The following is a 24743-nucleotide window of genomic DNA, read 5'->3' as shown; positions in this document are numbered from 1 at the left end:
GACCTTCGTCGGCGATACCGCCACCAGAGTGACATACCAACTGGTCGGTATCTAGAATTACCCGTTGAGACGTTGACCACATACTAAGCGGTTGTTAACTTGCCCGGACTGCATCGCCGCAGCAGCGCCGAGCGAAGGGCAACCCAGATGGCCGACAGCGCACAGAACGCCCCTGAAACCGCCCCCGAACCGACGATCACCGTGTCCCAGCGCCGGAGGGCCGCCACCGCCGCGGCCCTCGCTTCGTCAGTCGAGTGGTACGACTATTTCGTCTTCGGGATCGCCGCCGCCCTGGTCTTCGGGAAGACCTTCTTCCCCACCACCAACCCGGCGGCCGGCGTCCTCGCCTCGTTCGCGACGTTCGCGGTCGGCTTCCTCGCCCGGCCGCTCGGCGGGATCATCGCGGGCAGCCTCGGCGACAAACGCGGCCGGAAACCCGTACTGGTACTGGCGATCGCGTTGATGGGCGCGGCGACCACGCTGATCGGCCTGCTGCCGACCTACGACACGATCGGCATCGCCGCGCCGATCCTCCTGGTGCTGCTGCGGCTCGTGCAGGGGGTCGCCGTCGGCGCCCAGTGGGGTGGCGCGATGCTGCTCGCCACCGAGTACGCGCCGCCCGGCAAACGCGGCCTCTACGGCAGTCTCGTCCAGCTCGGCGTCCCGATCGGGGTGGTGCTGGCGAACACGGTGTTCCTGATCGCCGCGCAGGTCGCCCCGCCGCACGCCTTCCTCACCTGGGCGTGGCGGATCCCGTTCCTGGTCGGCATCCTCGTGCTCGGGCTGGCCTGGTACATGCACGTCAAGATCGACGAAACGCCGGAATACCGCCGTGCGGAAGCGAAACTCGCCGCCGAGGAACGCGGCCGCGCCAAGTCGCCGCTGCGGGACGTCCTGCGCGACCACAAGGGCACGGTGCTGCTGGCAGGCGGTTCGTTCATGGTCAACACCGCCACCTTCTACATCCTGCTCAACGGCGTCCTCGACTACGCCACCCGTCATCTGGGGATGTCGCGGACCACCGTGCTCGTCGCGACGCTGCTGATCAGCACGCTGCAGCTGGCGATCATCCCGCTTTCGGCGAAACTGTCCGACCGGATCGGCAGGCTCAAGATCTACACCTTCGGCGCGGCGGGGGTCGCGCTCTGGGCGATCCCGATGTTCCTGCTGATCGACACGGCCTCGCTGCCGCTGTTCGTGGTCGCCTCGTTCGTCGGGTCGCTGTTCCTCGGCATCATGTACGGCCCGCAGGCGGCGTTGTTCGCCGAACTGTTCACCGCGGAGATGCGCTACACCGGCGCCTCGCTCGGCTACCAGATCAGCGCGGTCGTCGGTGGCGGGCTCGCGCCGTTCATCATGGTGCTGCTGCTCGAATCCACCGGGACGTCGATGTCGGTTTCGCTCTACATCATCGTGCTGGCGCTGATCTCGCTCGGCTCGATCGGCCTGCTGGCCAAACGCGCCAAGCGAGCCGAACAGTCCACTTCGGACTCACACGACCGCGCGCGCGAAACGGTCGGCGACCAGCCTTAGCTGCTCCTTGACCTCGTCGGGCGCCTCTTCCACGACGAAGTCGACGTCCCAATGGGCGAGGTAGTACGGCATCACGGAAAGGTCGTTGGAGCCGACGCGGACCCGGCAGGTGTGCTCGTCGATGGCCTCGATCGCGCCGACGGTCGGTGCCACGTATTCGGCGAGCGCGTCCGCCGGGGCGTTCACCCTCAGCACCATCTGATGCGGATACGGCGACGACGAGATCCCACGGGAGACGTAGGCCGCGAGGTCCTCGGCGGGCGGTTCCCTCGGCGTGAACCGGAAACTGGTGTCCGGGACGCCGTCGATGCGGTCGACGCGGAAGGTCCGCCAGTCGTCACGGTCGAGGTCGAACGCGACCAGGTACCACCGGCGCCCGGTGTGCACCAGGCGCAGGGGCTCGATGCGGCGCTCGCTGACGTCGCCGTTGTGGCTGCGGTAACCGAATCGGAGCTGCTGATGGTCGCGGCACGCGGACGCGATCACCGTCAGCGCCGCCGCGTCGATGACCGGGACGACGCCGCCGAGCGGGATCATCGCGGTGTTCAGCGCGGTCACCCGGTGCCGGAGCCGGGCGGGCAGCACCTGCTCCAGTTTCGCGAGCGCGCGCACCGACGTCTCCTCGATGCCCGAAACCGTCCCGTTCGCGGCCGTGCGGAGCCCGACGGCGACCGCGACGGCCTCGTCGTCGTCCAGCAGCAGCGGCGGCAGCGCGGCCCCCGCGCCGAGCCGGTAGCCGCCCGCGACACCGGGGGTGGCGTGCACCGGGTAGCCCAGTTCCCGCAGCCGCTCGACGTCGCGCCGGACCGTGCGGACGTCCACCTGCAGGCGGTCGGCCAGGTCGGCGCCCGGCCAGTCGCGCCGGGCCTGCAGCAGGGAGAGCAGCCTCAGCAGCCGTGCCGACGTGCCCGTGGTCATCGGTTCGCTCGCTTCATGGGAGGAGTGTGGCAGACATCGAGGACAGTTCCGGTCCGCATTGGGGTCGTGAGTGGCGTTTCGGGTTAGAACCCGAAACGCCACTCACGAGCCGTAAGGTGACCCAGGTGATCGATCCCGCGCACCTGCTGTCCGTCGCCCGTGAAGAGGCCGAACTCGGCAAGGCCGAGGGCGGGGTCCCGATCGGCGCCGCGCTCTTCGACACCGCCGGTGTCCTGCTCGGCCGCGGCCACAACCGCCGGGTCCAGGACGGCGACCCGTCGATGCACGCCGAGACCTCCGCGTTCCGTAACGCGGGCAGGCGGCCGCACTACCGCGACACGATCATGGTCACCACCCTCTCCCCCTGCTGGTACTGCAGCGGGCTGGTGCGCCAGTTCGGCATCGGCCGCGTGATCATCGGCGAGGCGGCCACGTTCGAGGGCGGGCACGGCTGGCTCGAGGAGAACGGCGTCGAGATCACCCTGCTCGACGACCCGGCGTGCACCGCGCTGATGACCGAGTTCATCCGGGACCATCCGGAGCTGTGGTTCGAGGACATCGGCGTCCCGGCCGAAGGCTAGGTTTCGGCCTCGAAGACGACGGTCCGGTTGCGTCCTGCCCCCTTCGCGGCGCGCAGCGCCTGATCCGCCGCGCCGACGAGCCGGTCGAGCGTCTCGCCGGCGGCCGGTTGTGACGACACCCCGATCGAGACGGTCGCCCCGGCGAACGTCCCACCCAGTGAGACGAACGTCGAGGAGATCCGCAGCCGGATGCGTTCGGCGATCGCGTGCGCGTCGAACCGGCTCGTCCCGGGCAGGAGGACGACGAACTCCTCGCCGCCGAACCGGCCGACGAGGTCCGCCGCCCGTACCTCCGCGCGCAAAGTGTCCGCCACGGCACGGAGAACGTCGTCCCCGACGTGTCTGCCGTGCTGGTCGTTGAGCCGGGCGAAATGGTCGAGATCGAGCATCAGCAGCGAGAGATCGGCGCCACGGCCGCGAAGCAGCTCGAACTGGGTGCGGGCACCGTCCAACCAGGACGACGCGGTGAGCAGTCCGGTGCCGGAGTCCGTCCCCGCATGGCCGCGCAGGGCACGCATCGTCCCCGCCCGGTGAAGTACCACGAGAGCGCCCGCGAGTACCACGGTGACGAACGGCCAGTCCGCCGCCGACCACGCGAGCAGCAAGCCGAACGCGACCATCGCCGCGTCGAAGGCGAATCCCGAAGGTTCCGCCCCGAATTCGGCCGCCGGCGCGGCCAAGGCGGCGTCGACGGACAGGAACACCAGGCCGGTCGCGAAAACCAGTGCGAAACTTTCGAAATCCCTTGCCGCGTCGAGGAATGGCGGCGCACCCAGCAAGACAGGGATGATCGACGCGCCGAGCGCCGAAAGCATGGTGGCGGAGGCCGCGAACACCTGGCGATGCGGGATACCGCGCCGAATCCGGCACCAGCGGTATGCCGCCGAGGCGACGACGAGTACCGCGGCCGGCGCCGGCGGCAGCAGCAACGCGCCCGCGAAGATCCAGGCCGCGTCCAGTCCGGCACCGAGCCGGGTGTCGGCGCGGGACCGCTCGACGGGGCGCGAAAGCTCCGAACTGAGGATCATTCCCGCCAGCAGACAGGAAAACGGGAGCAAGGACGAAGGCGCGGGCGGCCGTAACACGAAGAGGTACGCGGTGGCGGCGAAAGCGGCGGCGTCGACGAGGAGCAGGTACCCGATCAGGCCACGCCTGGGTACTTCCCATAGGCTCCAGGACCCCAGTATCTTCCGCGGTGCGGCGAGCCGATCTCTCCGGCCGCGGCTTCCGGTCGCCATCAGGGAGTCCCCCACCATTTCGGCAAACTAGCCGGTAATCGCGGTGGTGTCGATCCGCTTTCCGGGTCAAGACCCCCCTACTAAGGTCGGTCGTTTCCACCGGGAATCCCGGTGAATTCTTGACAGTCCTCATTGGTCCAGTCCACTGTGAGTGAGCACACAGTTACCTCCCGGTTGATACGCCGCGTCAAGACGGAGGTGCTCCACACCTGCGCGCCCTCGCCGCGCGCGTACCAGTTGGAGGACCGATGAAATCCCTACGACGCTGGGCGACCTTGGCCACCACCGTCGGCGCCACTCTCGCCACGGCCGTCGGCCTCGCCCCCGTCGCCTCGGCGGCCCCGGACGCGGTACTCGCTTCGCCTTATCTGTACCAATGGTCGGGACAGACGGACCCGATCGCCGCGATGAACGCCACCGGGGTCAAGGCGTTCACCCTCGCGTTCATCCTCTCCGACGGCGGCTGCAACCCGAAATGGGACGGCAGCCGTTCACTCACCGGCGCCGACGCCACGATGATCAACAACATCCGGGCGAAGGGCGGCGACGTCATCCCGTCGTTCGGCGGCTGGTCCGGCACGAAACTCGGGCCGAAATGCGGCACCCCCGCGGCACTCGCCGGCGCCTACCAGAAGGTCATCGACGCCTACAAACTCAAGGCGATCGACCTCGACGTCGAAAACACCGACGAATTCGAGAACTACACGGTCCAGGACCGGATCCTGAACGCCGTCAAGATCACGAAGCAGAAGAACCCCGGCCTGCGCGTGGTCATCACCATCCCGACCGAGGTCGGCGGCCCCAACGCGCACGGCAAGCGGCTGATCAACCAGTCGAAGGCGCTCGGCGCGGGAGTCGACGCGTGGTCGGTCATGCCGTTCGACTTCTCCAGCGGCGGTGACATGGCAGGCAAGACCCGCAGTGCCGTGGACGGATTGAAGAACGTCGTGAAGTCCACCTTCGGCCTGAGCGACGACGCGGCCTACCGGCGCAGCGGGCTTTCGTCGATGAACGGGAAGACCGACGTGGCTGGTGAAACCGTCAGCGTCGCCGACTTCCGGGCCATCCGTGACTACGCGGCGAGCAAACATCTCGCCCGGCTGTCGTTCTGGGCGGTGAACCGGGACTGCAACAACTGCGCCGGAATCGCGCAGGGCAAGTACGACTACACCAAGATCGTGGCGGGTTACACCGGCTGACTTCCGTTCCCCACCGGTGTCAGTCCGTGAAGGCCTCCTTCCCTACTCGCAAGGCAGGGAAGGAGGCTTTCACGACCTCCGCCCTTCAGCGACCGCAATCCGGCTTTGTGTTCAACGGCCGCCCGCGCGACCACACGAGGTCGACCGGATGCACCGATCCGTCCGGGTCGATGGACAGGATCGGCAACGCCTTGTCGAGCTGGTTCCCGGTCGCCTGGTCGAACGCGACGAATCCGGTGGCGCCGGGCACCGGTGAATTGCAGTCGATGCTGCGCAACACATCCGCCACCGAAACCGGATCGGCCGACACGTTCTGCACCGCCGCTTCGACCGCCGCGGCGACGGCATCGTGTTCGATCATCGCGGCGCCGTCCCACAGTTCCGCCTTGGGAAATCCGTGGGTCCCGGTGAATTCGGCGACGAAGTTGTCGTAGTTCTTCTTGTACGCCGGATGCGCCGGGTCTGCGGTGAACATATCCCACTGGTCGGGATAGGCGAGTGCCGTGTAGCGAAGGCGGACACTGATGTCCCCGTTCAACGGCAAGGGGTTCCCGGCGAGCGTGCTCGCGTCGTCCCCGGTCATCACGGTCACCGTGTCGAGCCCTTCGCAGGCGCCGTCGCCCGCCAGCGCCGCCACGAGGGCGCCGACATCGAGCCCGCGGCCGGCGAAGTAGATCAGATCGGGCCTCGCGCCGCAGATGTCGTTGTGCCACTTGCTGAACAGACCTCGCAGATAGCGCTCGCGCGAAATGTCGGTGAACGGCTTGACGTCGTAGGTCTTCGTGAAGATGACCGGGATCTTCGACGAGTTCTGGAACGCCTCGGCGAGTGTGGTCGCGTAGGTGTCCTCCTTGCTGACTCCCTGGATCATCATCACGCGCCGGAAACCGTGTGCGGCGATGTATCCGGCCGCTGCGCGGGCCTCGTCGGTGTTCGTGGGGCCCACCCGGAAGAAGTTGTCGATCCGCGCACCCTTCGGATCGGTGTTCATGTTGTCCGCGGTGGGGGTCGCGCCGATCGTGGCGATGCCGTGCCGGGACAGCTCGGCCACCAGCGCCCGGCTGTTCTCCGAACTGTTGCCGACAGCGGTGACCGCCACGATGCGCTGGGCCGCCGCCGCGGCGACGATCTCTTCTGCGGCGACACGCCAGTGGGCGGCGTTGCTCCCGTAGTTGGCCAGCAGGAGCTTGATCCCCGGGGGCCCGTTCTTCGGCCAGGCGGCGGTGATCGCGCCCTGGACCTCCCGCTGGACGAACGGGAACGGCTGGCTGTCGACCTTCGGATCGGGCGTGAGGTTCTCCAGCATCACGATGGTCTTGAAGTTGTCGCCCGCCGCCTCGTTGCGGCTCTTGATGAGCTTTTCGAGCGGGTCGAGCGGGTCGTCGTCCCGCACCGGGCCGGAGTCGAGATTCAACCCGACGCAGACGTACGACGTGCCGACCGACTCCTCGTCCGCGTCCACCGACCGCAGCCCCGGGCCGCAGGACTCCCAGGGTCTGATCCACGCCAGCACGGCACCCACCAGCAGGGCCACGACCGCGACCAGCAGCACCCGATGGCGGCGCCCCCAGCCCCGTGGCCGCACCGGCGGCCCTGTCACCGCGCGTTCACGGGCCTCGGACATACGTGTTCTCAACGAATCGAGCCAGGACATCACAGAGTTCCGTTCAGGTTCAGGGGAATTCGCCGCGCCGGGCGGCTTCCTTGGCCGACACGAGCGCGCCGACGTCCGGCTGGTGCGAGGTGGTGGCCAGCGCGGCGAAGGCGTTCGCGATCACCTGGTGCTGGCCCTGCCCGCGGACCGCGAACGGGTTGGCGGTCAGCCAGCCCGCCGCGATGAGCCGGGCGACGTTGTTCCGGATCTCGGACCGGTCGTCCGGGCATCGCGCGTTGTCCAGGTTGACGAGTTCTTCGTACAGCTCCGCGTGATCCCGCTCGGGTGGCAGATCGTCGGGCGCGTTGAGGACCAGCTCGAGCTTCGCGACCCATTCCGCGTGCGGGATCCGGTTGAACTCCCGCTCGAAGAAGGTGACCACCTCGCCGATGTCGCCCAGCGCGAGGTTGCAGTAGGCCAGGCGCACCGGATCCTGTGCGGTGTCCGGATCGTCGCGCAGGGCCTTGAACTGATCCGTGTAGGTCGGCCCGTCCCCGTCCCCACGCCGGGCCAGCGCGGACACCAGGTTCGCGGCGATCCACGGATGCAGCGCCGCTTGGTCGTCCGTCGTACCGGGCGAGTTCCTCGCCGTCACCCACAAGGAGGTGCGCAGCTCGGTCAGGATCCGCCCGACGTGCGGTTGGTCGATCCGGCTCTGCGCGGCGTCCGGGATCAGCCAGGGTGCGGTCGCGAACGGGGCCGCGGTCACGAAGTCGTCGAGCTCGACGTCGTCGAGGTGCTCGGTCAGGCCGAGTTCGGTCAGCCTGCGGTAGCAAGGATCCTGCTCGCCACGGGCGTCGGTGGTGAGCAGATCGCGGTCGCCTTCGCGCACGTCGCTCGCCCGCAACCGCGTCGCGAGCTGCTCGACCGCCGACGGCAGCCCGCCGGTCGCCCGGTGTGCGAGCGTGACCTTCGGGGTCAGCGCGCCGGAATCGAGGACGCGCGCGATCCGCCCGATCGGCTGAGGAGAGATCCGGACCGGGTAGTACGCCGAATCGAGCGCGCCGTGGGCTGGGTTCGCCCAGTCGTCGTAGGAGGCCTCCTCGCAGTCCGCCATCGGCCGGACGGCGGACGGCGCGCCGGAGGCGGGTTTCCACGGCGCCAGCCAGGCGGTGCCCCAATCGTCGTGCCACCGCCCGCTGGTGGCGATGACCAGCAGCGCGTCGTGGACCTCGCGGTCGTTCGGGTGCTGGACGGCGTGCCGTTCCCGCGCGGTGATCAGGTCGGCGAGGAACTCGGTCCCGCCGGCATGGTCGACGTCGTCGAGAACCACCACCCAGTTGTGCCAGTGCCTGCGCTGCTGCGTGATGTCGCAGGCGCACGGGCTCTTCTCCTCCGGTCTTGCCATCCGCGGATGGTTCTCCCGGACGTCGCCGAGGAACGCCGCCATCAGCCATTCGGTGACCGCCTTGGCGTCGCGGGCGCTGCCGTGCGCGAGGCGGTTGAGTTCGAGCAGCGCGTCGAACGGGGATCTCCCTTCGGCGTTGGGGAAGTCGGCCAGCGACCGCAGTGCCTTGCCGAGCCGTGGCCGGATGTTCCGGACCAGATGCGGGAACGTCTGGCGGAACAGATCCGCATACGGTGGTTCGACGAGACCGGTCGCCTTCGCCGTCTCGGTCAGCGTGTCGAGCGCTTTGTCGAGCGCCGGTGTCCAGATGATTCCGTGGAAACTGTTGATCAACGATTTCAGCTGCACCAGATCTTCGTCACGATTTCGCCCGGAAAGCTCCGCTTGAACCGCGATCAGCGCGATGGTGAAACGAACGAACTGCGGTTTCGGTCGATTCCGCCATTTACTCGACAACGAGTAGGCCAGTTTCGTGAGCACGTCGATCGTGCCCGCTCTGCCGCCGTGCCCGAAATCGAATCCGGCGTGCACGACACCCCAGCCCAGGTCCTGACGGATCGCTTCCAGTGCCGTGGTCTTACCCGAACCGACCGGCCCGAGCAGCAGCGTCACCGGCTGCTGACGTGACGGATTCCCGACCTCACGGTTGATCAGCATTCTCCGGGCGAGCTGCACCGCGGGAGAATGTCGCCCCACACTCATTATTCCTGTTCAGCCCCTCGCTCTGCTCCGGACGGAATGGAGAGTGCGAACCATCGTAGGTACCGGGCCGAAGCCCGCACACGGGAAAAAAGACACCAGACACGAAAGGATGAGACCCGGAGCGAATCGTGATTCTTGTTCGACGGTGAGCGACGCCGCCGATCACCCGAACGGCGCTATCCGCCCCACTGCGGCCAACGACCGCCACTCGGATATCCGCCGTGGTGCCAGTCGTAATACCACTCGTGGTGACCGGCGCGCGGATCCGGCCGTTCCGCACGGACCGGGGTGGGCGTCGGTGACGGCGTCTCCGAGCCGTGCATCGACGCCGTCATCGGCGGTGGGGGCGCGACACTGCCGCCCGATGGGCCCGACGGGGTGGTCGAAGAAGCCGCTTCGTCCGGGGCATCGACAGCCTGCGGGGCGATGATCAGCGACGGCGGCGGGAGCGGCGTCCCCGGGACGACCTCGACCGGATCGGCCGGAGTGAGCAGGACGACGAGCACACCGCCGACGACGACTCCGCCCGCCGAAAGCGCCGAAATCCGCCGGATCTTCCCGTTACCGGGAGCGGCGGTGTCCGGAGCGCGGTGTTTGGGCCCGCGCGGTCCCCGGCGACGGGGCGCCGCACCGGCTTTCCGCATCAACTCGCTCAGTGTCTGCTGGTGAACCCGCGTCCGCGATCGACGTCGGCAGGGCGCGACCTGGTCTTTCAGCTCGCGAAGGGCGGTAATGGTGCCCTGCCACCGCGATAGCGGGGCCTTCGGCCGTGGCGGGCCCAGGGCGTCCCCACCGGCATCGCGGCGAGCCGTGCGTGCCATCGGCACCTCCCAACCCGGTCCGTCGATCGCGCGACGGCCTCATCCCGGGGTGGATCCTAGGAACGCGGGAGGCGGTTGTAAACGATCGTCGTCCACTGCGGACGGACGATGCGGTGAAAGGTCAGGCAGCCGCGGTGACCGTGATCGCGGCCTCGCCCGCCTCGGTCTGCTCGGCGGGCACGCGGCCGGTGACCGCGGAGAGGCCGGTGGACTCGGCGGGGCGGATGTAGCCACCGTGAGCCAGCGCGTGCGCGGTCATCTGATCGCAACAGGCGAACCCGTCGATGAAAAGATCCGGCTCGCAGCTGCACGACATCTGGGCACGGCGCGCCGCGACCGCTCGCAGCATCGCCATGGCTCGATGGGACAGTTCGACCTCTGAACCGGACACCGGATTTGACCTCTCTCGATCAGCCACCTGAATCAGCAGCACTTACACGGTGTTATCGGTCGCTGCTCCATCAGTGTTAACAAGATCTCAGACGTTGTCGTTGGCTTCTCGGTTCCGTGAGATCTTCGCGGACGCCAGGGTGGGCTCCAGTACCCGCGCCCACTGCGCCACGATCTGCTTGCGCCGCTTCGTGTCATCGGTCAGCAGGCTCGCCAGACCCAGGCCGCGGGCAAGATCGAGAGTGGCCTGGACCAGCTCACGGACGCCCTGGTGGGACTCGTCGACGCCGAGCAGTTCGACGGTCACCCGGTGCGCTTCCCTGCCGACCCGGGCCTCCAGCGGCACCAGGGTCGCGCGCAGCGACTCGTCGGTCGACGCCGCGACCCACAGATGAAGCGCGGCGCGGAACATCGGCCCGCCGTAGAGGTTGAGCACCATGTCGACGGCCCGCTCGATCCGCGAACGCCCCGACGGCAGTTCCGCCGCGCGGGCGCGCAGTTCCACGATCTGGATCTCGCCGACGTGCTCGACCGCGGCCGCGACCAGGTCCTCCCTGGTCGGGAAGTGGTGCTGGGCGGCACCGCGCGAGACCCCGGCGCGTTCGGCGATCAGCGCGACGGTGGTCCCGTTCCAGCCGAGCTCCCCGATCGTCTCGACGGCGGCCTCGACCAGCCGCCGCCGGGTCGTGCGGCTGCGCTCCTGCTGTGGTTCGCGAATCACGGGATACGGCTCTCGACCCAGAAATCGAGCTGCAGGTCTTCCTCCCGCTCGCCGATGCGGTACTTCGAGAAGTCCGTGACCCCTTCGGCGGCGAGCACCTCGTCGTCGATGTAGAAGTGCCCGGACGCCTCGCGGCTCGGTTTGGTGAGGATCGCGTGCGCCGCGTCCGCCATGATCTCCGGCGTCCGCGACTTCGCCGCGAGTTCGGCGCCGACGACGTTGCGGATCGCCGCGGTGTCGATGGTGGTCCGCGGCCACAGCGAGTTCGCCGCGATCCCGAACTGCCGCAGTTCCGCGGCGAGCCCGACGGTCACCAGGCTCATCGAGTACTTCGCGATGCTGTACGCGAGATGCCCGGCCTGGAACCACTTCTCGTCGAGGCTGATCGGCGGCGACAGCGTCAGGATATGCGCGTTCTCCGACAGTTTCAGGTACGGGATGGCGAGTTTCGACAGCAGGAACGAACCGCGCGCGTTGACGTCCTGCATCAGGTCGTAACGCTTCATGCTGACCGCTTCGGTCGGGGTCAGGTCGATCGCGCTGGCGTTGTTGAGCACGATGTCGATCCCGCCGAACTGCTCCGCGGTCCGCGCGATCGCGGCCTCGACCGACGTGTCGTCCCGGACGTCGCCGACGATCGGCAGCGCCTGCCCGCCGGCGTCCTCGATCGCCTTGGCAGCGGTGTAAAGGGTTCCCGGCAGTTTCGGATGGGGCTCGGCGGTTTTGGCCAGCAAGGCGATGTTCGCCCCGTCGCGGGCGGCGCGGACCGCGATGGCCTCGCCGATCCCGCGGCTGCCACCGGAGATGATGATCGTCTTGCCGTGGAGGGTGCTCACGGAGGTCGCCTCTCAGTAGGACCGGGGCAGGCCGAGGCTGTGCTGGCCGACGAAGTTGAGCACCATCTCGCGGCTCACCGGCGCGATCCGGCCCAGCCGGACGGCTGTGACCAGCGTGCCCAGCCCGTATTCGCTGGCGAGACCGTTGCCGCCATGGGTCTGCACGGCCTGGTCGACCGCGCGAATGGCCACCTCGGCGGCGGCGTACTTGGCCATGTTCGCCGATTCGCCCGCGCCGAAGTCGTCACCGGAGTCGTAGAGCGACGCCGCCTTCTGCGTCATGAGCTTCGCCAGTTCCAGTTCGATCTTGATCTCGGCCAGCGGATGCGCGAGACCCTGGTGGGTGCCGATCGGCGCGCCCCAAACCTTGCGCTCGTTGGCGTAGGAGACGGCCTTGCCCAGCGCGTAGCGGGCGATGCCGAGCGAGAACGACGCGCCCATGATGCGTTCGGGGTTGAGCCCGGCGAACAGCTGCGCGATCGCCGCGTCCTCCTCGCCGACCAGCGCGTCGGCCGGCAGATGGACGTCGTCGAGGAACAGGCCGAACTGCTTCTCCGGCGAGACGATGTCCATCTCGATCTGCTGGTACTCGAAGCCGGGCGCGTCGGTCGGGACGGTGAACAGTGCGGGCTTGAGCTTGCCGGTCTTCGCGTCCTCTGTGCGGCCGACGACCAGGACGGCGTCCGCCTCGTCGACACCGGAGATGAAGACCTTCCGTCCACTGAGGACCCAGCCGTCGCCGTCGCGTTTCGCGGTGGTGGTGATCTTGTGCGAGTTCGACCCGGCGTCCGGTTCGGTGATCGCGAAGACCATCCGCCCGCTGCCGTCGGCGATCCCGGGCAGCCAGCGCTTCTTCTGCTCCTCGGTGCCGAACCGCGAGATGACCGTGCCGCAGATCGCCGGCGAGACGACCATCAGCAGCAGCGGGCAGCCCGCCGCGGCGAGTTCTTCGAGCACCGCGGCGAGATCCGCGATGCCCGCTCCCCCGCCGCCGTACTCCTCGGGCAGGTTCACGCCGAGGTAGCCGAGCCGTCCGGCCTCGGCCCACAGCTCGTCGGTCTTGAGCCCGGCACGGGCCTGTTTCGCGTAGTACTCGTGCCCGTACTTCTTGCCGAGTTCGGCGACGGCGGCCCGCAGCGCGACGCGCTCCTCGGGCTCGGTGAAGTTCATCGCGTTCATTCGTTGTCTCCTACCACCGCGAGGATCGTGCCCACTTCGACCTGTTGTCCGACCACCACCGGGAGTTCCGTCACGACGCCGTCGGCGGGCGCCGCGATCCGGTGTTCCATCTTCATCGCTTCGAGCCACAGCAAGGGATCGCCGGTCTTGACGGGGTCGCCCGCTTCGACCGCGAGCCGGACGACCGTACCCGGCATCGGCGCCACCAGCGATCCGGCGGCGAGCGCCGCGTCGGGATCGGTGTACCTCGGCACCACACCCAGCTCGACCGCACCTTCCGGCGAATCGACGTACACCGTGCCGCCGTACCGGGCGACGGCGAACTTCCGCCGCACCCCGGAGACCTCCAGGACCACGCCGTCGCTCTCGGCGGAAACCAGGTCGACGCCTTCGAAACCGTCGGCGCGCAGACCGTCACGGCCGAGGGTGTAGGCGACCTCGATCTCGTCGTCGCCTTGACGGAAACGTTTGCGCTGCCCTTGGGAACGGACGTTGCGCCAGCCGCTCGGCAGCCGCCCCTGCACCCGCGCGTCCGAGCGGTTCGCCGCCGCCCCCGCCAAAGCCGCGGCCAGCGCCGAAATCCGTACTGTGTCCACAGTGGCCAGTGGACGGGCCAGGGTTTCGAGTCCGTGCCGGTCGAAGAACGCCGTGTCGGTCTCGCCGGCGAGGAAGGCCTCGTGACGCAGGACGTTCACCAGCAGGTCGCGGTTGGTCACCACGCCGTGGATCTCCGCTCCGGCCAAGGCGCCGGCCAGTGCCCGCGCCGCGCTCCGGCGATCCGGGGCGTAGGCGATGACCTTGGCGAGCATCGGGTCGTAGTGCACGCCGACGGTCTGCCCGCTGACGAAACCGGAATCCAGCCGGACACCCGGACCGACTTCGAATTCCCGTTGCGCGGCGGGCAGTGCGAAGCGGTGCAACGTGCCGCTCTGCGGCTGCCAGCCCGCAGCCGGATCTTCGGCGTAAAGCCGGACCTCGATCGCGTGGCCCCGCGTCTCCGGCTCCTCGATCGGGAGGTGCTCGCCCTCGGCGATCCGCAGTTGCAGCGAAACGAGGTCGAGTCCGGTCGTGGCCTCGGTGACCGGATGCTCCACCTGGAGCCGGGTGTTCATCTCCAGGAAGTAGAACCGCCCGTCCGGTCCGGCGAGGAACTCGACCGTCCCGGCGCCGACGTAGTCGATCGCCTGAGCAGCCTTGCGGGCGGCGTCGAACAGCGCCTCTCGCATGGTTTCGTCGACGAACGGCGACGGCGCCTCTTCGACGACCTTCTGGTGGCGGCGCTGGATCGAGCACTCCCGCTCCCCCACCGCCCACACCGTGCCGTGCGTGTCGGCGAGCACCTGCACCTCGATGTGACGACCGGTCTCCAGATACCGCTCACAGAACACGGTCGCGTCGCCGAAGGCCGAAGCGGCCTCCGCACTCGCCCCTTCGACGGCCTCGGCGAGTTCGCCGAGCGAGCGCACGACGCGCATCCCGCGTCCGCCACCCCCGGCGGAAGCCTTGACCAGCAACGGAAGATCGGCCTCGGTGACCTCGGCCGGGTCCAATTCGGACAGGATCGGGACACCGGCGTCGGCCATCATCCGCTTGGACTCGACCTTGGAGCCCATGCTCTCGATGGCTTCCGGTGGCGGCCCCACCCAGGTGAGCCCCGCGTCGATCACGGCGCGGGCGAACGCGGCGTTCTCGGACAGGAAGCCGTAGCCGGGGTGGATCGCGTCGGCGCCGGTCTCGACGGCCGCCTTGATCAGGAGTTCGGCCCGCAGGTAGGTGTCGGAGGGCGCGTTGCCCGGCAGCCGGACGGCGACGTCCGCTTCGGCGGTGTGCGGCGCGTCCGCGTCCGCGTCGGAGAACACCGCGACCGTGCCGATTCCGGCGTCGCGACAGGTGCGGAACACGCGGCGGGCGATCTCACCACGGTTGGCGACCAGCAATTTCTCGATCATGCCGCTCACATCCTGAAGACGCCGAAGCCTTCGGCGCCCTTCACTGGTCCATTGTGGATCACGGACAGGCTGAGCCCGAGCACCGTGCGGGTGTCGCGGGGATCGATGATCCCGTCGTCGTAGAGCATCCCGGAGAGGAACATCGGCATCGACTCCGCTTCGATCTGCCCCTCCACCATGGCGCGCATGGCGGCGTCGTGTTCCTCGTTGTAGTCCTGGCCTCGCGACGCGGCGGCGGCGCGGGCAACGATGGACAGCACCCCCGCCAGCTGCTGCGGCCCCATGACCGCGGATTTCGCACTGGGCCAGGCGAAAAGGAACCGGGGATCGTAGGCCCGGCCGCACATGCCGTAATGCCCGGCGCCGTACGAGGCTCCCATGAGCACCGACAGATGCGGCACCTTGGAGTTCGACACGGCGTTGATCATCATCGCGCCGTGTTTGATGATGCCGCTCTGCTCGTATTCCTTGCCGACCATGTAGCCGGTGGTGTTGTGCAGGAACACCAGCGGCGTGTCGATCTGGTTGGCCAGCTGGATGAACTGCGCGGCCTTCTGCGACTCTTCGCCGAAGAGCACGCCTTGGGCGTTGGCGAGGACACCGACCGGGTAGCCGTGGATGCTCGCCCAGCCGGTGGCGAGGCTGCTGCCGTACAAGGGTTTGAACTCGTCGAAGTCCGAACCGTCGGCGACCCTGGCGATCACCTCGCGCGGGTCGAACGGCACCTTGAGGTCGGTGGGCACGATGCCGAGCAGGTCTTCCGCGGAGTACAACGGCTCGGCGTAGTCCGGTTTCGGTGTCGGCCCCTGTTTGGTCCAGTTGAGCCGTTTGACGATACTGCGGCCGAGCCGGATCGCGTCCTCTTCGTCCGCCGCGAGGTAGTCGGCCAGACCGGAGGTGCGGGCGTGCATCTCGGCGCCGCCGAGCGATTCGTCGTCGGACTCCTCACCGGTGGCCATCTTGACCAGCGGCGGCCCGCCGAGGAACACCTTCGCCCGTTCCTTGACCATCACGACGTAGTCCGACATGCCGGGCAGGTACGCGCCGCCGGCGGTCGAGTTGCCGAACACCAGGGCGATCGTGGGCACCTTCGCCGCAGACGAACGCGTGATGTCGCGGAAGATCCGGCCTCCGGGGATGAAGATCTCTTTCTGCGTCGGCAGATCCGCGCCGCCGGACTCGACGAGGTTGATCACCGGCAGACGGTTCTGCGCGGCGATGTCCGCGGCACGGTAGCTCTTCTTGGCCGTCCACGGGTTGCTCGCCCCGCCTTTGACCGTCGGGTCGCTCGCCGAGATCATGCACTCGACGCCTTCGACGACGCCGATCCCGGTGATCACGCTGGCGCCGACCTGGTAGTCCGAACCCCAGGCCGCCAGCGGCGACAGCTCGAGGAACGGTGAGTCCTCGTCCAGGAGGAGTTCGATCCGTTCGCGGGCCAGCAGTTTACCGCGTTTGCGGTGGCGGGCGACGTACTTCTCGCCGCCGCCCGCGATCGCCTTGGCCTGCTCGCCGTCGATCTCGGCCAGTTTGCCGAGCATGGACTCGCGGTTGGTGGCGAACTCCTCGCCTCGTGTGTCCACACTGGACCTGATCGTGCTCATGCGGTGTATCCCAATCGCTTCGCGGCCAAGCCGGTGAGGATCTCGTTGGTCCCGCCGCCGATACCGAGGATGCGCACGTCACGGTAGTGACGCTCCACTTCGGACTCCCGCATGTAGCCGAGTCCGCCGTGCAGCTGCACGGCCTCGTTGACCACCCATTCGGCGGTTTCGACGGCGGTGTTCTTCGCGAAACAGGCTTCGGCGATGACCTCTTCGCCCGCGACGTGCCGCTGGGCGACCTGCCGGGTGTAGGTCCGGGCGACGTCGATCTTGCGCGCCATCTCGGTGAGCTTGTGCTGCACCAGCTGACGGGAGATCAGCGGACGGCCGAAGGTCTCGCGCAGGCGGCACCAGTCCAGCGTCAGGTCGAGCGCTCGCTGCGCGTGCGCGTAACCCTGCACCGCCAGCGAGACCCGTTCGGTGACGAACTGGGTGGCGACCTGCGCGAAACCGCTGTTCTCGGCGCCGATCAGGTTCTCCGCGGGCACGCGGACATCCACATAGGACAACTCGGCGGTGTCCGAACAGAGCCAGCCCATCTTCTCCAGCTTGCGGGAGACGGTGAACCCCGGCGTGCCGCGCTCGACCACGATGAGCGAGATCCCGTGGGCGCCTGCCTCACCGGTGCGGACCACGGTGGTCACGAAGTCGGCGCGGCAGCCCGAGGTGATGAAGGTCTTGGCCCCGTTGATGACGTACTCGTCGCCCTCGCGTACCGCGGTGGTGCGGATCCCGGCGACGTCGGAGCCGCCGTCGGGTTCGGTGACCGCGAGCGAGCCGATCTTGTGGCCCTCCAGTGCCGGCCGGACCCAGCGTTCGATCTGCACCGGATCCCCGGCCGCCGCGATATGCGGGACGGCGATGCCGCAGGTGAACAGCGAGGCGAACAGGCCGCCGGAACCGCCCGCGTAGTGCAGTTCCTCGGCGATGACCACCGCGTCGAGGTAGTCACCGCCACCACCGCCGGCCTCTTCGGGGAAGCCGACGCCGAGCAGCCCGAGTTCCCCGGCCTTGCGGTGCAGATCGCGGGGCAGTTCGCCCTCGCGCTCCCAGCCTTCGAGGTGGGGCAGGATCTCGGTTTCGGCGAACCGCCGCACGGTCTTGCGCAGTTCGGCGCGTTCCGGCGTGGAGAAGGGGTCGGTCACAGGAGGGCCTCCGGGATGTCGATCTCGCGGGAGCGCAGCCATTCCCCGAGCGCCTTCGCCTGCGGGTCGAACCGCGCCTGCGACGCGACGCCCTCGCCGAGGATGCCTTCGACGACGAAGTTGATCGCCCGCAGGTTCGGGAACAGATGCCGCCGGACCTCGAGGTCCGTGGTCTCCGGGAGCAGCAGTTTGAACTCGGTGACGGTGAGCCGGTGCGCGAGCCAGCGCCACGCCTCGTCGGAGCGCGCCCAGACACCGACGTTCGCGTTGCCGCCCTTGTCGCCGCTGCGGGCGCCGACCACCCTGCCCAGCGGTGCCCGGCGGACCTGGGCCTGGGTGAACGGTGCGGGCAGCCGGTCGTCGTCCACTTCGGACAGAGGCAGGGTTTCGGCGGCGGGCGCGATGTCGCGGCGCGTTCCGTCCGGCAGGACGGCGACGTGCGGCACCTCGTGCGCGTCGACGAACGCGGGCCGGTACACGCCGTAGGGCGAGGCGGCCGCGGGCGGTGCGGTGACGTGGAAGCCGGGGTAGCTCGCCAGCGCGAGTTCGATCGCCGCACCGCTGAACGCGCGCCCGGCGACCTCCGGATCGGCGTCCTTCACCGCGACGTGCAGCAGAGCGCTCGCCTGCTGCTCGGTTTCGGCGTCGGGGCGATCGGTGCGAGCGAGGGTCCACTGGACGTCCGCCGGCGGCCTGGCCTTGAGCGCGCCTTCGAGTTGTTCTTTGGCCAGCGCGGCTTTCGCCTCGATGTCGAGTCCGGTGAGGACGAACGTCGTCTCGTTGCGGAAGCCGCCGAGCCCGTTCAGGCAGACCTTCAGGGTCGGAGGCGGCGGCTCCCCGGTGACGCCGCTGATCCGGACGCGGTCCGGGCCGTCCTCGGCGAGCGTCAGCGTGTCGAACCGCGCCGTGACGTCCGGCCCGGCGTAGCGGGCGCCGGTGATCTCGTAGAGCAGTTGCGCGGTAACGGTTCCGGCGTTCACCACGCCGCCGGTGCCGGGATGTTTGGTGATCACGCTGGAGCCGTCGGCGGAGATCTCGGCGATCGGGAAACCCGGGACGCTGATCTCGTGCTCGGTGAAGAAGGCGTAGTTGCCGCCGGTGGCCTGCGTACCGCATTCGATCACATGCCCGGCCGCGACCGCGCCCGCCAGCGCGTCGTAGTCGCCGCGCGCCCAGCCGAAGTGCGCGGCTGCCGGGCCGACGATCACCGACGCGTCGGTGACCCGGCCGGTCACCACGATGTCGGCGCCCGCGTTCAGGCATTCCGCGATCCCCCAGGCGCCGAGGTACGCGTTGGCGGTCAGGGTCTTGCCGAAGCCGAGTTCTTCCGCCCGCTGGACGAGGTCGTCGCCCTCGACGTGCGCGATGGCGACGTCGACGCCGAGTTTCGCGGCCAGTTCGCGAAGCGCGTCCGCGAGGCCGGCGGGGTTGAGCCCACCGGCGTTCGCCACGATCTTGACGCCCTTTTCCTTGGCCAGCGCGAGATTCTGTTCCATCTGGCGCAGGAAGGTCTTGGCGTATCCGCGGTTCGGGTCCTTCATCCGGTCCCGGCCGAGGATGAGCATGGTCAACTCGGCCAGGTAGTCGCCGGTCAGCACGTCGAGCGGGCCGCCGGTGAGCATCTCGTGGACGGCGGAGAACCTGTCGCCGTAGAATCCGGACGCGTTGCCGATCCTGATCGGGGTCATGCGAACTGCCCCGGTTTCCGTCCGGCGCCGGGAGGCCCGGCAAAGGCCTGCGCGATCCCGAGCCATTCCTCGACGTCCTTGCCCGCGGCGACCAGGCCGGTGTCGGCGGGATGACGCCGCTGGGTGATGACGAGGCAGAAGTCGACCGCGCTTCCGGTGAGCCGCTGCTCGGCGTCCTCGGGCCCGAACGCCCAGGTGGTGCCGTCGGGCGCGGTCAGTTCGACGCGGAATTCCACGGCGGGCGGGGAGAGCGAGTTGAGTTTGTAGGCGAAGTCGCGAGTGCGGGTCCCGAACCGGGCGATATGCCAGATCCTGGCCGTGTTCTCCCGTTCCAGGCCGAGCGCGTCGAAGATGTCCTGGCCGTGTGCCCAGGTCTCCATGAGCCGCGCGGTCACCATGGACGCGGCACTCATCGGCGGGCCGTACCAGGGGATCTTCTGCCCGTCGGGCACCGCGGCGAGCGCTTCGGCGAGTTCCGCGCGGCCGGCGCGCCACTCGGCCAGCAGCTCACGAGGCGGCGTCTTCGCGCCCTCGGCGGCACCGTCGTCGACGTAGGACTCGCCCGTCGCGAGCAGCCCTTCGATCTCGGCCTGCCACTCGGCCTCGGAGCCGCGCGCCGCGATCAGCGCCTTCTTGTCCGTCCAGGCCAGATGAGCGATCTGATGGGCGATCGTCCAGCCTTCGGCCGGGGTCCGCCTCGCCCAGTCCGACGCGGGCAGATCCGCCACCACGTCGTCGATGGCCTGCGATTCCGCCGCGAGATCCCCAAGGATCACGCCCAGGTCAGCCATGCCCGCCTCCTCGCGTCTTCTTCAGGCTGGCACCCGCCGCCGGAAAAATCAAGCACGCCTGATTGTTTTGTCGGCGCTCGAAGCACATGAGGACCCTTCCTTGCACCTAGGTACAGGGCCCGGCAAAGTCGCATAACCACTGGTCAAATGGGTGGCGGGCTTGTCGCGGCAGCCTGGCACCTCCTCGACTGTCCGCAGCGGACAGTTCCGGGGCGGCGGTGCCCGATTCGAGCGTTTTGCGGTGGGGTCGTGAGTGGCGATTCGGGTTCTGACCAAGGGTGGTTCAGGTACCCACTGCGTGACCTGTGGCGCTTCGTGCGCGTGATGCCTGGTTGTGAAGTGCATGTCGCTGTAGCGCCGAGGCTCACGATGGCGTTCCTGCCCGTCCGCGGCAGCAGGTCTGCCTCACGCAGGGCTTGAGCTCAGCCCGACATGTAGTGAAGGGCTCCTTCCCTACCCTGAGGGTAAGGAAGGAGGCCTTCACGGACCTGCGATCCCGGCCCGCCGCCCGCCGTAGCTGCTTCAGCGCTCCCCGACGGCCCGGCGTCGAACTCGCATGTCGTGAAGGGCCCCTTTGAGACCTTCAACGTCTCAAAGGGACCCTTCACGACATCCCCACGGACCAGGGCCTGGCACCAACCGCAGCCGGAACCCACGTAGGTACCTTTCTTGTCCCGCTCGAGGTACATGAAGGACCCCTTCCTTGCGCCTGGCGCAGTGAAGGGGTCCTTCATGTACTGGGGAAGGAGGCCTTCACGGACTCGGGTCTGGCATCAACCGCAGCCGGAACCACGTAGGTACCTAAGGACACCCTCGGCTCTGACCCGAATCGCCACTCACGACCCCTCCGCAAAACCGTACATATAAGCATCAAAGGGACATCGACCAACGGCTAAGCGCCTTTGCCGGGACTCTGCTCCAGGCGCAAGGACGGGGGCCTTCATAAACTTCGGCGGCCGTTGTGAAGGCGGTGCTACTGGGGCGAACGTGGTGCTTGCCAGGTCGAGCGCCGGCGTCACAGTTGTCCCAACATCACCAGGGACCCCATCGGTGGGTTGTGAAGGGCCCCTTCCCTACCTTCAAGGTAGGCAAGGAGGCCCTCACGGACCGGTGAGCGACCCCTTGCCGAGTGCGCCTTACTTACCCGCCCGCTCGAATTCCCGGATCAGCACCGGGTACTGCTCTCCCCCGTGCCCGGCGGCGATCGCACGGTCGGCCATCGCCTTGAGCAGCTTCGGCAGTTCGGCGTTCACCCCCAGCGCTTCGCATTCCTCGACCAGGTGCGCCATTGCCCGCGCGTCGGTCTCCAAGGCGGAGACCTCGGCCGGGAAGGCCCCCTTGTCGACCTGTTCGGCGTATCCGGGCAGCCAATCGGCCACCCCGGCGGCGATCTGCCGCGCGAACGGCGCGTACGTCGCGGCGTCGACACCGGCGGTCTTGAGCATCGCCGTGCCCTGAAGCCACGCGTTCAGGACGCTCCACATCATGGTCAACCCGGCGACGTCGTACAGGGACGCCAGCCCGGGATCCTCGCCGAGATGGCTGATCGTGCCGAGCGCGCCGAGGTCGAAGTCCGGCCGCGGTCCGCTGAGCAGGATCACCGCCTCGGCGGTCCCGATCGCCGAGGGGATCGCCATGATCGCGCCGTCGGTGTAGCGGGCGCCTCGTTTTTCGGCCCAGGCGGCGGTTTCCCGTGCTTGGGCGGAGCTGCCCGAGGACAGGTTGACCAGGTTCGTGCCCTCCAGTCCGGCGTCGCCGAGCAGGTCATGCACAGCGGAGTAGTCGGTGAGGCACAGGATCGTCACGCCGCCCGCATCGAGCGCTTCGCCGATCGAGGGCGCGAGCCGCGCCCCTTCGGCGACCAGGGAGTCGGCTTTGGCGGCCGTCCGGTTCCACACGGTCGTGGGATGCCCGGCCTTCAGGAACGCGCGGGCGAGCGCGGTGCCCATGAGACCGAGGCCGACGACCGATACCGGGGTGTTCGCGTTGTCAGTCATGGCACCATCGTCGACATTGATACCGGTATGAAGGTCAAGTGGGGAAAGCGATGAGAATCGGTGAACTGAGTCACCGGACGGGCGTCAACACGCATCAGTTGCGCTACTACGAAGCCCAAGGCCTCCTGGAGGCGAGCCGCGGCACGAACGGCTACCGCGAGTACGACGAGACGGCCTTGCTGCGGGTGAAGCAGATCCGGCATCTGCTCGCCGCCGGACTGTCGTCCGAGGACATCGCGTATCTGCTGCCCTGCGCGATCGGCGAGGAGCCCGAGCTGATCGGCTGCCCCGAACTGCTGGCCGCGATGCGCGAGCGGCTCGGGCGCCTGGACGAGCAGCTGGCCAAGCTGGCACGTTCGCGTGACGCGCTCGCCGAGTACATCGTCGTGGCCGAGCGCGTCGGCGGCGAGACCTATCCGCCCTTCGACGGCGCCGCCGCGTGAACGAGACACAGGAAGCGGTCCGGCTGCGGGAGCAGGGCACCGACGAGGCCCGCCTGCGGCTGATCGAGCTGGCCGCGCGGAATCCTCGGGACGCCGTGATCGCCTACCAAACCGCGTGGGCACACGATTCGGCAGGACTGGAGGCGGCAGCGGCCCCGTTCTACGAGCGGGCGCTCGCGGGCGAAGGTCTGTCCACAGAGGACAGGCACGGCGTGTTCGTCGGGCTCGGCAGCACGTATCGCGTCCTCGGCCGGTACGACGAGTCGCTCAAGACGTTGCGCCGCGGCCTCGGCGAGTTCCCGGACGACGCGGCGCTGAGGACCTTCCTCGCGATGGCGCTCTACAACGTCGGCGAAGCGCGCGAAGCGGCGGGAACGCTACTGAAGGTGCTCGCGGCGACGAGCGCGGACGACGGCGTGCAGCGGTACCGGCGCGCGGTCGAGTACTACTCGGACCATCTGGACGACGTCGAATGAGCCTTATTGACACCTTGTCAACATAGCCTTACTTTCACGTCATGAGCGCGTACGCCGAAATCACCTACGAGGTCGCCGACCGCATCGCGACGGTCACGCTCAACCGGCCCGAGGCCCGCAACGGCTACACCATCCGCATGGCCGACGAACTCGGCGACGCGATGGACCGGGCCGACCGCGACGAAGACGTCCGGGTGGTGATCCTGACCGGCAACGGCAAGGACTTCTCGGTGGGCGCCGATCTCTCCCAGGGCGGCTTCGACTTCGACCCGGAGACCGGCCCGGACGCGGCATGGCAGGAGCCGGCGGGACGTTGCTCGAAGCGGATCTTCACGATGAACAAGCCGGTGATCGCGGCCCTGCGGGGCGCGGCCGTCGGCGGCGGCATCACGATCACGCTGTCGTGCGATTACCGGCTGGCGTCCACGGACTCCCGGTTCGGTTTCGTGTTCGTCCGCCGCGGGATCTACCCCGAAGGCGCGTCCGCGTGGTTCCTCCCGCGGCTCGTCGGGATGGGCACGGCACTCGACTGGATGATCAGCGGCCGCGTGTTCGACGCCGAGGAAGCGAAAACCGCCGGGCTGGTCCACAGTGTTCACGAGCCCGAGGAAGTGCTCGGCAAGGCACGCGAACTGGCCCTTGAGATCGCCAGGACCACCTCACCCGTCTCGGTCGCGGTGACCCGGCAGCTGTTGTACCGGATGGCCAGCGCGGAGTCGCCGTTCCCCGTGCACGAACTGGACTCCCGGCTGATCGGCGGCCTTGGCTCCAGCCCGGACGCCGTCGAAGGCGTCGTGTCCTTCCTGCAGAAACGAGCACCGGAGTTCTCCATGCGCGTCGACACCGACCAGCCCGCCTACCTGCCGTGGCGGAACGCGTGACCGCCTATCCCCCGGAGCCCTGGAATCTGGCGGGTCAGGCGTACCTGTCGGTCTGGCGCGTCCCGGTGAGCGAACTGCCCGCGCTGCCCGACGGCGCCGAACCCGTCGTACTGGGCGGCCGCGCGCAGGTGTTCACCGCCTGGATCGACTACCAGGAGCCCGGACAGCTTCAGTATCACGAGCTGCTGGCGACCGTCGCGGTCCGCGGCAAGCGGCTCTCCAGCTCGATCACCGACATCTGGGTCGACAGCGAAGTCTCCCTCGCCGGTGGACGCGCGTTGTGGGGTATTCCCAAGGACCTCGCCGCGCTCGACTTCGCCCACGGGCGGACCTTCACCGCCTCGGCGGCCACCCACGAGGACTGGATCGCGACGGCGGCCTTCACCGCCCGCCCGAGTCTCCCGGTGCGGATGCCCGCGGCCTTCGACGTCGTCCAAATGCTGGACGGTCGTCTCAAAAGAAGCCCCGTCCGGGCGACGGCGAACCCGCGCCCCGCGACCGCGGATTGGCGGATCAACGAGTCCGGCCCGTTCGGCTTCCTCGCCGGTCAGCGGCCCGTGCTGAGCGCCTGCCTGCGCGACTTCAAGATCGTTTTCGGCGCCTGACCGGCCGCTGAGCGTGATCGTCTAACCCGCCAGGGTGAGACGAC

Annotated in this window: 22 protein-coding genes; 7 read left to right on the top strand and 15 right to left on the bottom strand. The window is 68.6% G+C overall.

All coding sequences use genetic code 11. From position 1 onward, the window contains the following. The first annotated feature begins 147 nt into the window (after positions 1-147). On the top strand, positions 148-1533 hold the full coding sequence (locus DL990_RS11805; RefSeq protein ID WP_125798676.1) for an MFS transporter: 1386 nt from the start codon (positions 148-150) through the stop codon (positions 1531-1533). Here DL990_RS11805 and DL990_RS11800 read toward each other — a convergent pair. Beyond that, the gene (locus DL990_RS11800; protein ID WP_125783858.1) at positions 1492-2451 is read right to left on the bottom strand and encodes a YafY family protein; all 960 of its coding nucleotides are present in this window, start codon (positions 2449-2451) and stop codon (positions 1492-1494) included. The two genes, DL990_RS11805 and DL990_RS11800, sit on opposite strands and share 42 nt — an antisense overlap. Positions 2452-2567: 116 nt before the next feature. Here DL990_RS11800 and DL990_RS11795 point away from each other — a divergent pair, with 116 nt between their 5' ends. Further along, positions 2568-3032, top strand: a complete 465-nt coding sequence (locus DL990_RS11795) for a nucleoside deaminase (RefSeq protein ID WP_199746312.1) — start codon at positions 2568-2570, stop codon at positions 3030-3032. Here DL990_RS11795 and DL990_RS11790 read toward each other — a convergent pair. Next, positions 3029-4288, bottom strand: coding sequence for a GGDEF domain-containing protein (locus tag DL990_RS11790; protein ID WP_233598798.1), 1260 nt, complete (start codon positions 4286-4288; stop codon positions 3029-3031). The two genes, DL990_RS11795 and DL990_RS11790, sit on opposite strands and share 4 nt — an antisense overlap. A gap of 230 nt (positions 4289-4518) precedes the next feature. Here DL990_RS11790 and DL990_RS11785 point away from each other — a divergent pair, with 230 nt between their 5' ends. Then, positions 4519-5469 carry a chitinase gene (locus DL990_RS11785; RefSeq protein WP_125798675.1) on the top strand — a complete coding sequence of 317 codons (951 nt, stop codon included), beginning with the start codon at positions 4519-4521 and terminating at the stop codon, positions 5467-5469. An 85-nt stretch (positions 5470-5554) separates the two neighbouring features. Here DL990_RS11785 and DL990_RS11780 read toward each other — a convergent pair whose 3' ends face one another. From DL990_RS11780 to DL990_RS11720, 13 genes are all read right to left on the bottom strand, one after another. Continuing rightward, positions 5555-7093: an ABC transporter substrate-binding protein gene (locus tag DL990_RS11780; RefSeq protein WP_125783852.1), complete on the bottom strand. Its 1539-nt coding sequence runs from the start codon at positions 7091-7093 to the stop codon at positions 5555-5557. Positions 7094-7142: 49 nt separating this feature from the next. Next, positions 7143-9146, bottom strand: a complete 2004-nt coding sequence (locus DL990_RS11775) for a CobW-like GTP-binding protein (RefSeq protein WP_233620442.1) — start codon at positions 9144-9146, stop codon at positions 7143-7145. A 203-nt stretch (positions 9147-9349) separates the two neighbouring features. Next, positions 9350-9817, bottom strand: a complete 468-nt coding sequence (locus DL990_RS11770) for a hypothetical protein (protein ID WP_125798673.1) — start codon at positions 9815-9817, stop codon at positions 9350-9352. Between the two features lie 298 nt (positions 9818-10115). Further along, complete coding sequence (locus tag DL990_RS11765) at positions 10116-10385, bottom strand: hypothetical protein (protein ID WP_125798672.1); 270 nt, start codon at positions 10383-10385, stop codon at positions 10116-10118. Between the two features lie 87 nt (positions 10386-10472). Continuing rightward, positions 10473-11105, bottom strand: coding sequence for a TetR/AcrR family transcriptional regulator (locus tag DL990_RS11760; protein ID WP_125783844.1), 633 nt, complete (start codon positions 11103-11105; stop codon positions 10473-10475). Continuing rightward, complete coding sequence (locus tag DL990_RS11755; protein WP_125798671.1) at positions 11102-11941, bottom strand: NAD(P)-dependent oxidoreductase; 840 nt, start codon at positions 11939-11941, stop codon at positions 11102-11104. The genes DL990_RS11760 and DL990_RS11755 overlap by 4 nt, the downstream gene beginning before the upstream one ends. Before the next feature lie 12 nt (positions 11942-11953). Then, positions 11954-13120 (bottom strand): acyl-CoA dehydrogenase family protein, encoded by a 1167-nt coding sequence (locus DL990_RS11750; protein ID WP_125798670.1) that lies wholly within the window; start codon positions 13118-13120, stop codon positions 11954-11956. Then, entirely contained in the window at positions 13117-15069 is a 1953-nt protein-coding gene (locus DL990_RS11745; protein ID WP_125798669.1) for a biotin carboxylase N-terminal domain-containing protein, read from the bottom strand. Before DL990_RS11745 ends, DL990_RS11750 begins: the two co-directional genes overlap by 4 nt. 5 nt (positions 15070-15074) lie before the next feature. Then, positions 15075-16673, bottom strand: a complete 1599-nt coding sequence (locus tag DL990_RS11740) for an acyl-CoA carboxylase subunit beta (protein ID WP_199746311.1) — start codon at positions 16671-16673, stop codon at positions 15075-15077. Continuing rightward, positions 16670-17818 carry an acyl-CoA dehydrogenase family protein gene (locus DL990_RS11735; RefSeq protein ID WP_125798668.1) on the bottom strand — a complete coding sequence of 383 codons (1149 nt, stop codon included), beginning with the start codon at positions 17816-17818 and terminating at the stop codon, positions 16670-16672. The genes DL990_RS11740 and DL990_RS11735 overlap by 4 nt, the downstream gene beginning before the upstream one ends. Beyond that, on the bottom strand, positions 17815-19506 hold the full coding sequence (locus DL990_RS11730; RefSeq protein ID WP_125798667.1) for an acyclic terpene utilization AtuA family protein: 1692 nt from the start codon (positions 19504-19506) through the stop codon (positions 17815-17817). Before DL990_RS11730 ends, DL990_RS11735 begins: the two co-directional genes overlap by 4 nt. Further along, positions 19503-20297, bottom strand: coding sequence for a TIGR03084 family metal-binding protein (locus tag DL990_RS11725; RefSeq protein ID WP_125798666.1), 795 nt, complete (start codon positions 20295-20297; stop codon positions 19503-19505). The genes DL990_RS11730 and DL990_RS11725 overlap by 4 nt, the downstream gene beginning before the upstream one ends. 1136 nt (positions 20298-21433) lie before the next feature. Next, positions 21434-22294 carry an NAD(P)-dependent oxidoreductase gene (locus tag DL990_RS11720; protein WP_125798665.1) on the bottom strand — a complete coding sequence of 287 codons (861 nt, stop codon included), beginning with the start codon at positions 22292-22294 and terminating at the stop codon, positions 21434-21436. A gap of 50 nt (positions 22295-22344) precedes the next feature. On the opposite strand from DL990_RS11720, the gene DL990_RS11715 reads away from it, so the two are divergent. The 4 genes from DL990_RS11715 to DL990_RS11700 are packed head-to-tail and all read left to right on the top strand — an operon-like array spanning position 22345 to position 24699. Continuing rightward, complete coding sequence (locus DL990_RS11715) at positions 22345-22737, top strand: MerR family transcriptional regulator (RefSeq protein ID WP_125783829.1); 393 nt, start codon at positions 22345-22347, stop codon at positions 22735-22737. Next, complete coding sequence (locus tag DL990_RS11710; RefSeq protein ID WP_233598794.1) at positions 22734-23213, top strand: tetratricopeptide repeat protein; 480 nt, start codon at positions 22734-22736, stop codon at positions 23211-23213. The genes DL990_RS11715 and DL990_RS11710 overlap by 4 nt, the downstream gene beginning before the upstream one ends. 41 nt (positions 23214-23254) lie before the next feature. Next, entirely contained in the window at positions 23255-24094 is an 840-nt protein-coding gene (locus DL990_RS11705) for an enoyl-CoA hydratase-related protein (RefSeq protein WP_125783827.1), read from the top strand. Then, positions 24091-24699 (top strand): acetoacetate decarboxylase family protein, encoded by a 609-nt coding sequence (locus tag DL990_RS11700; protein WP_125798664.1) that lies wholly within the window; start codon positions 24091-24093, stop codon positions 24697-24699. The genes DL990_RS11705 and DL990_RS11700 overlap by 4 nt, the downstream gene beginning before the upstream one ends. Positions 24700-24743: the final 44 nt, after the last annotated feature.

It is taken from the genome of Amycolatopsis sp. WAC 01416 (assembly GCF_003947485.1).
GTDB lineage: Bacteria > Actinomycetota > Actinomycetes > Mycobacteriales > Pseudonocardiaceae > Amycolatopsis.
Note: the sequence above shows the minus strand (reverse complement) of the source record. Positions and strands in the feature narration are given on the sequence as shown.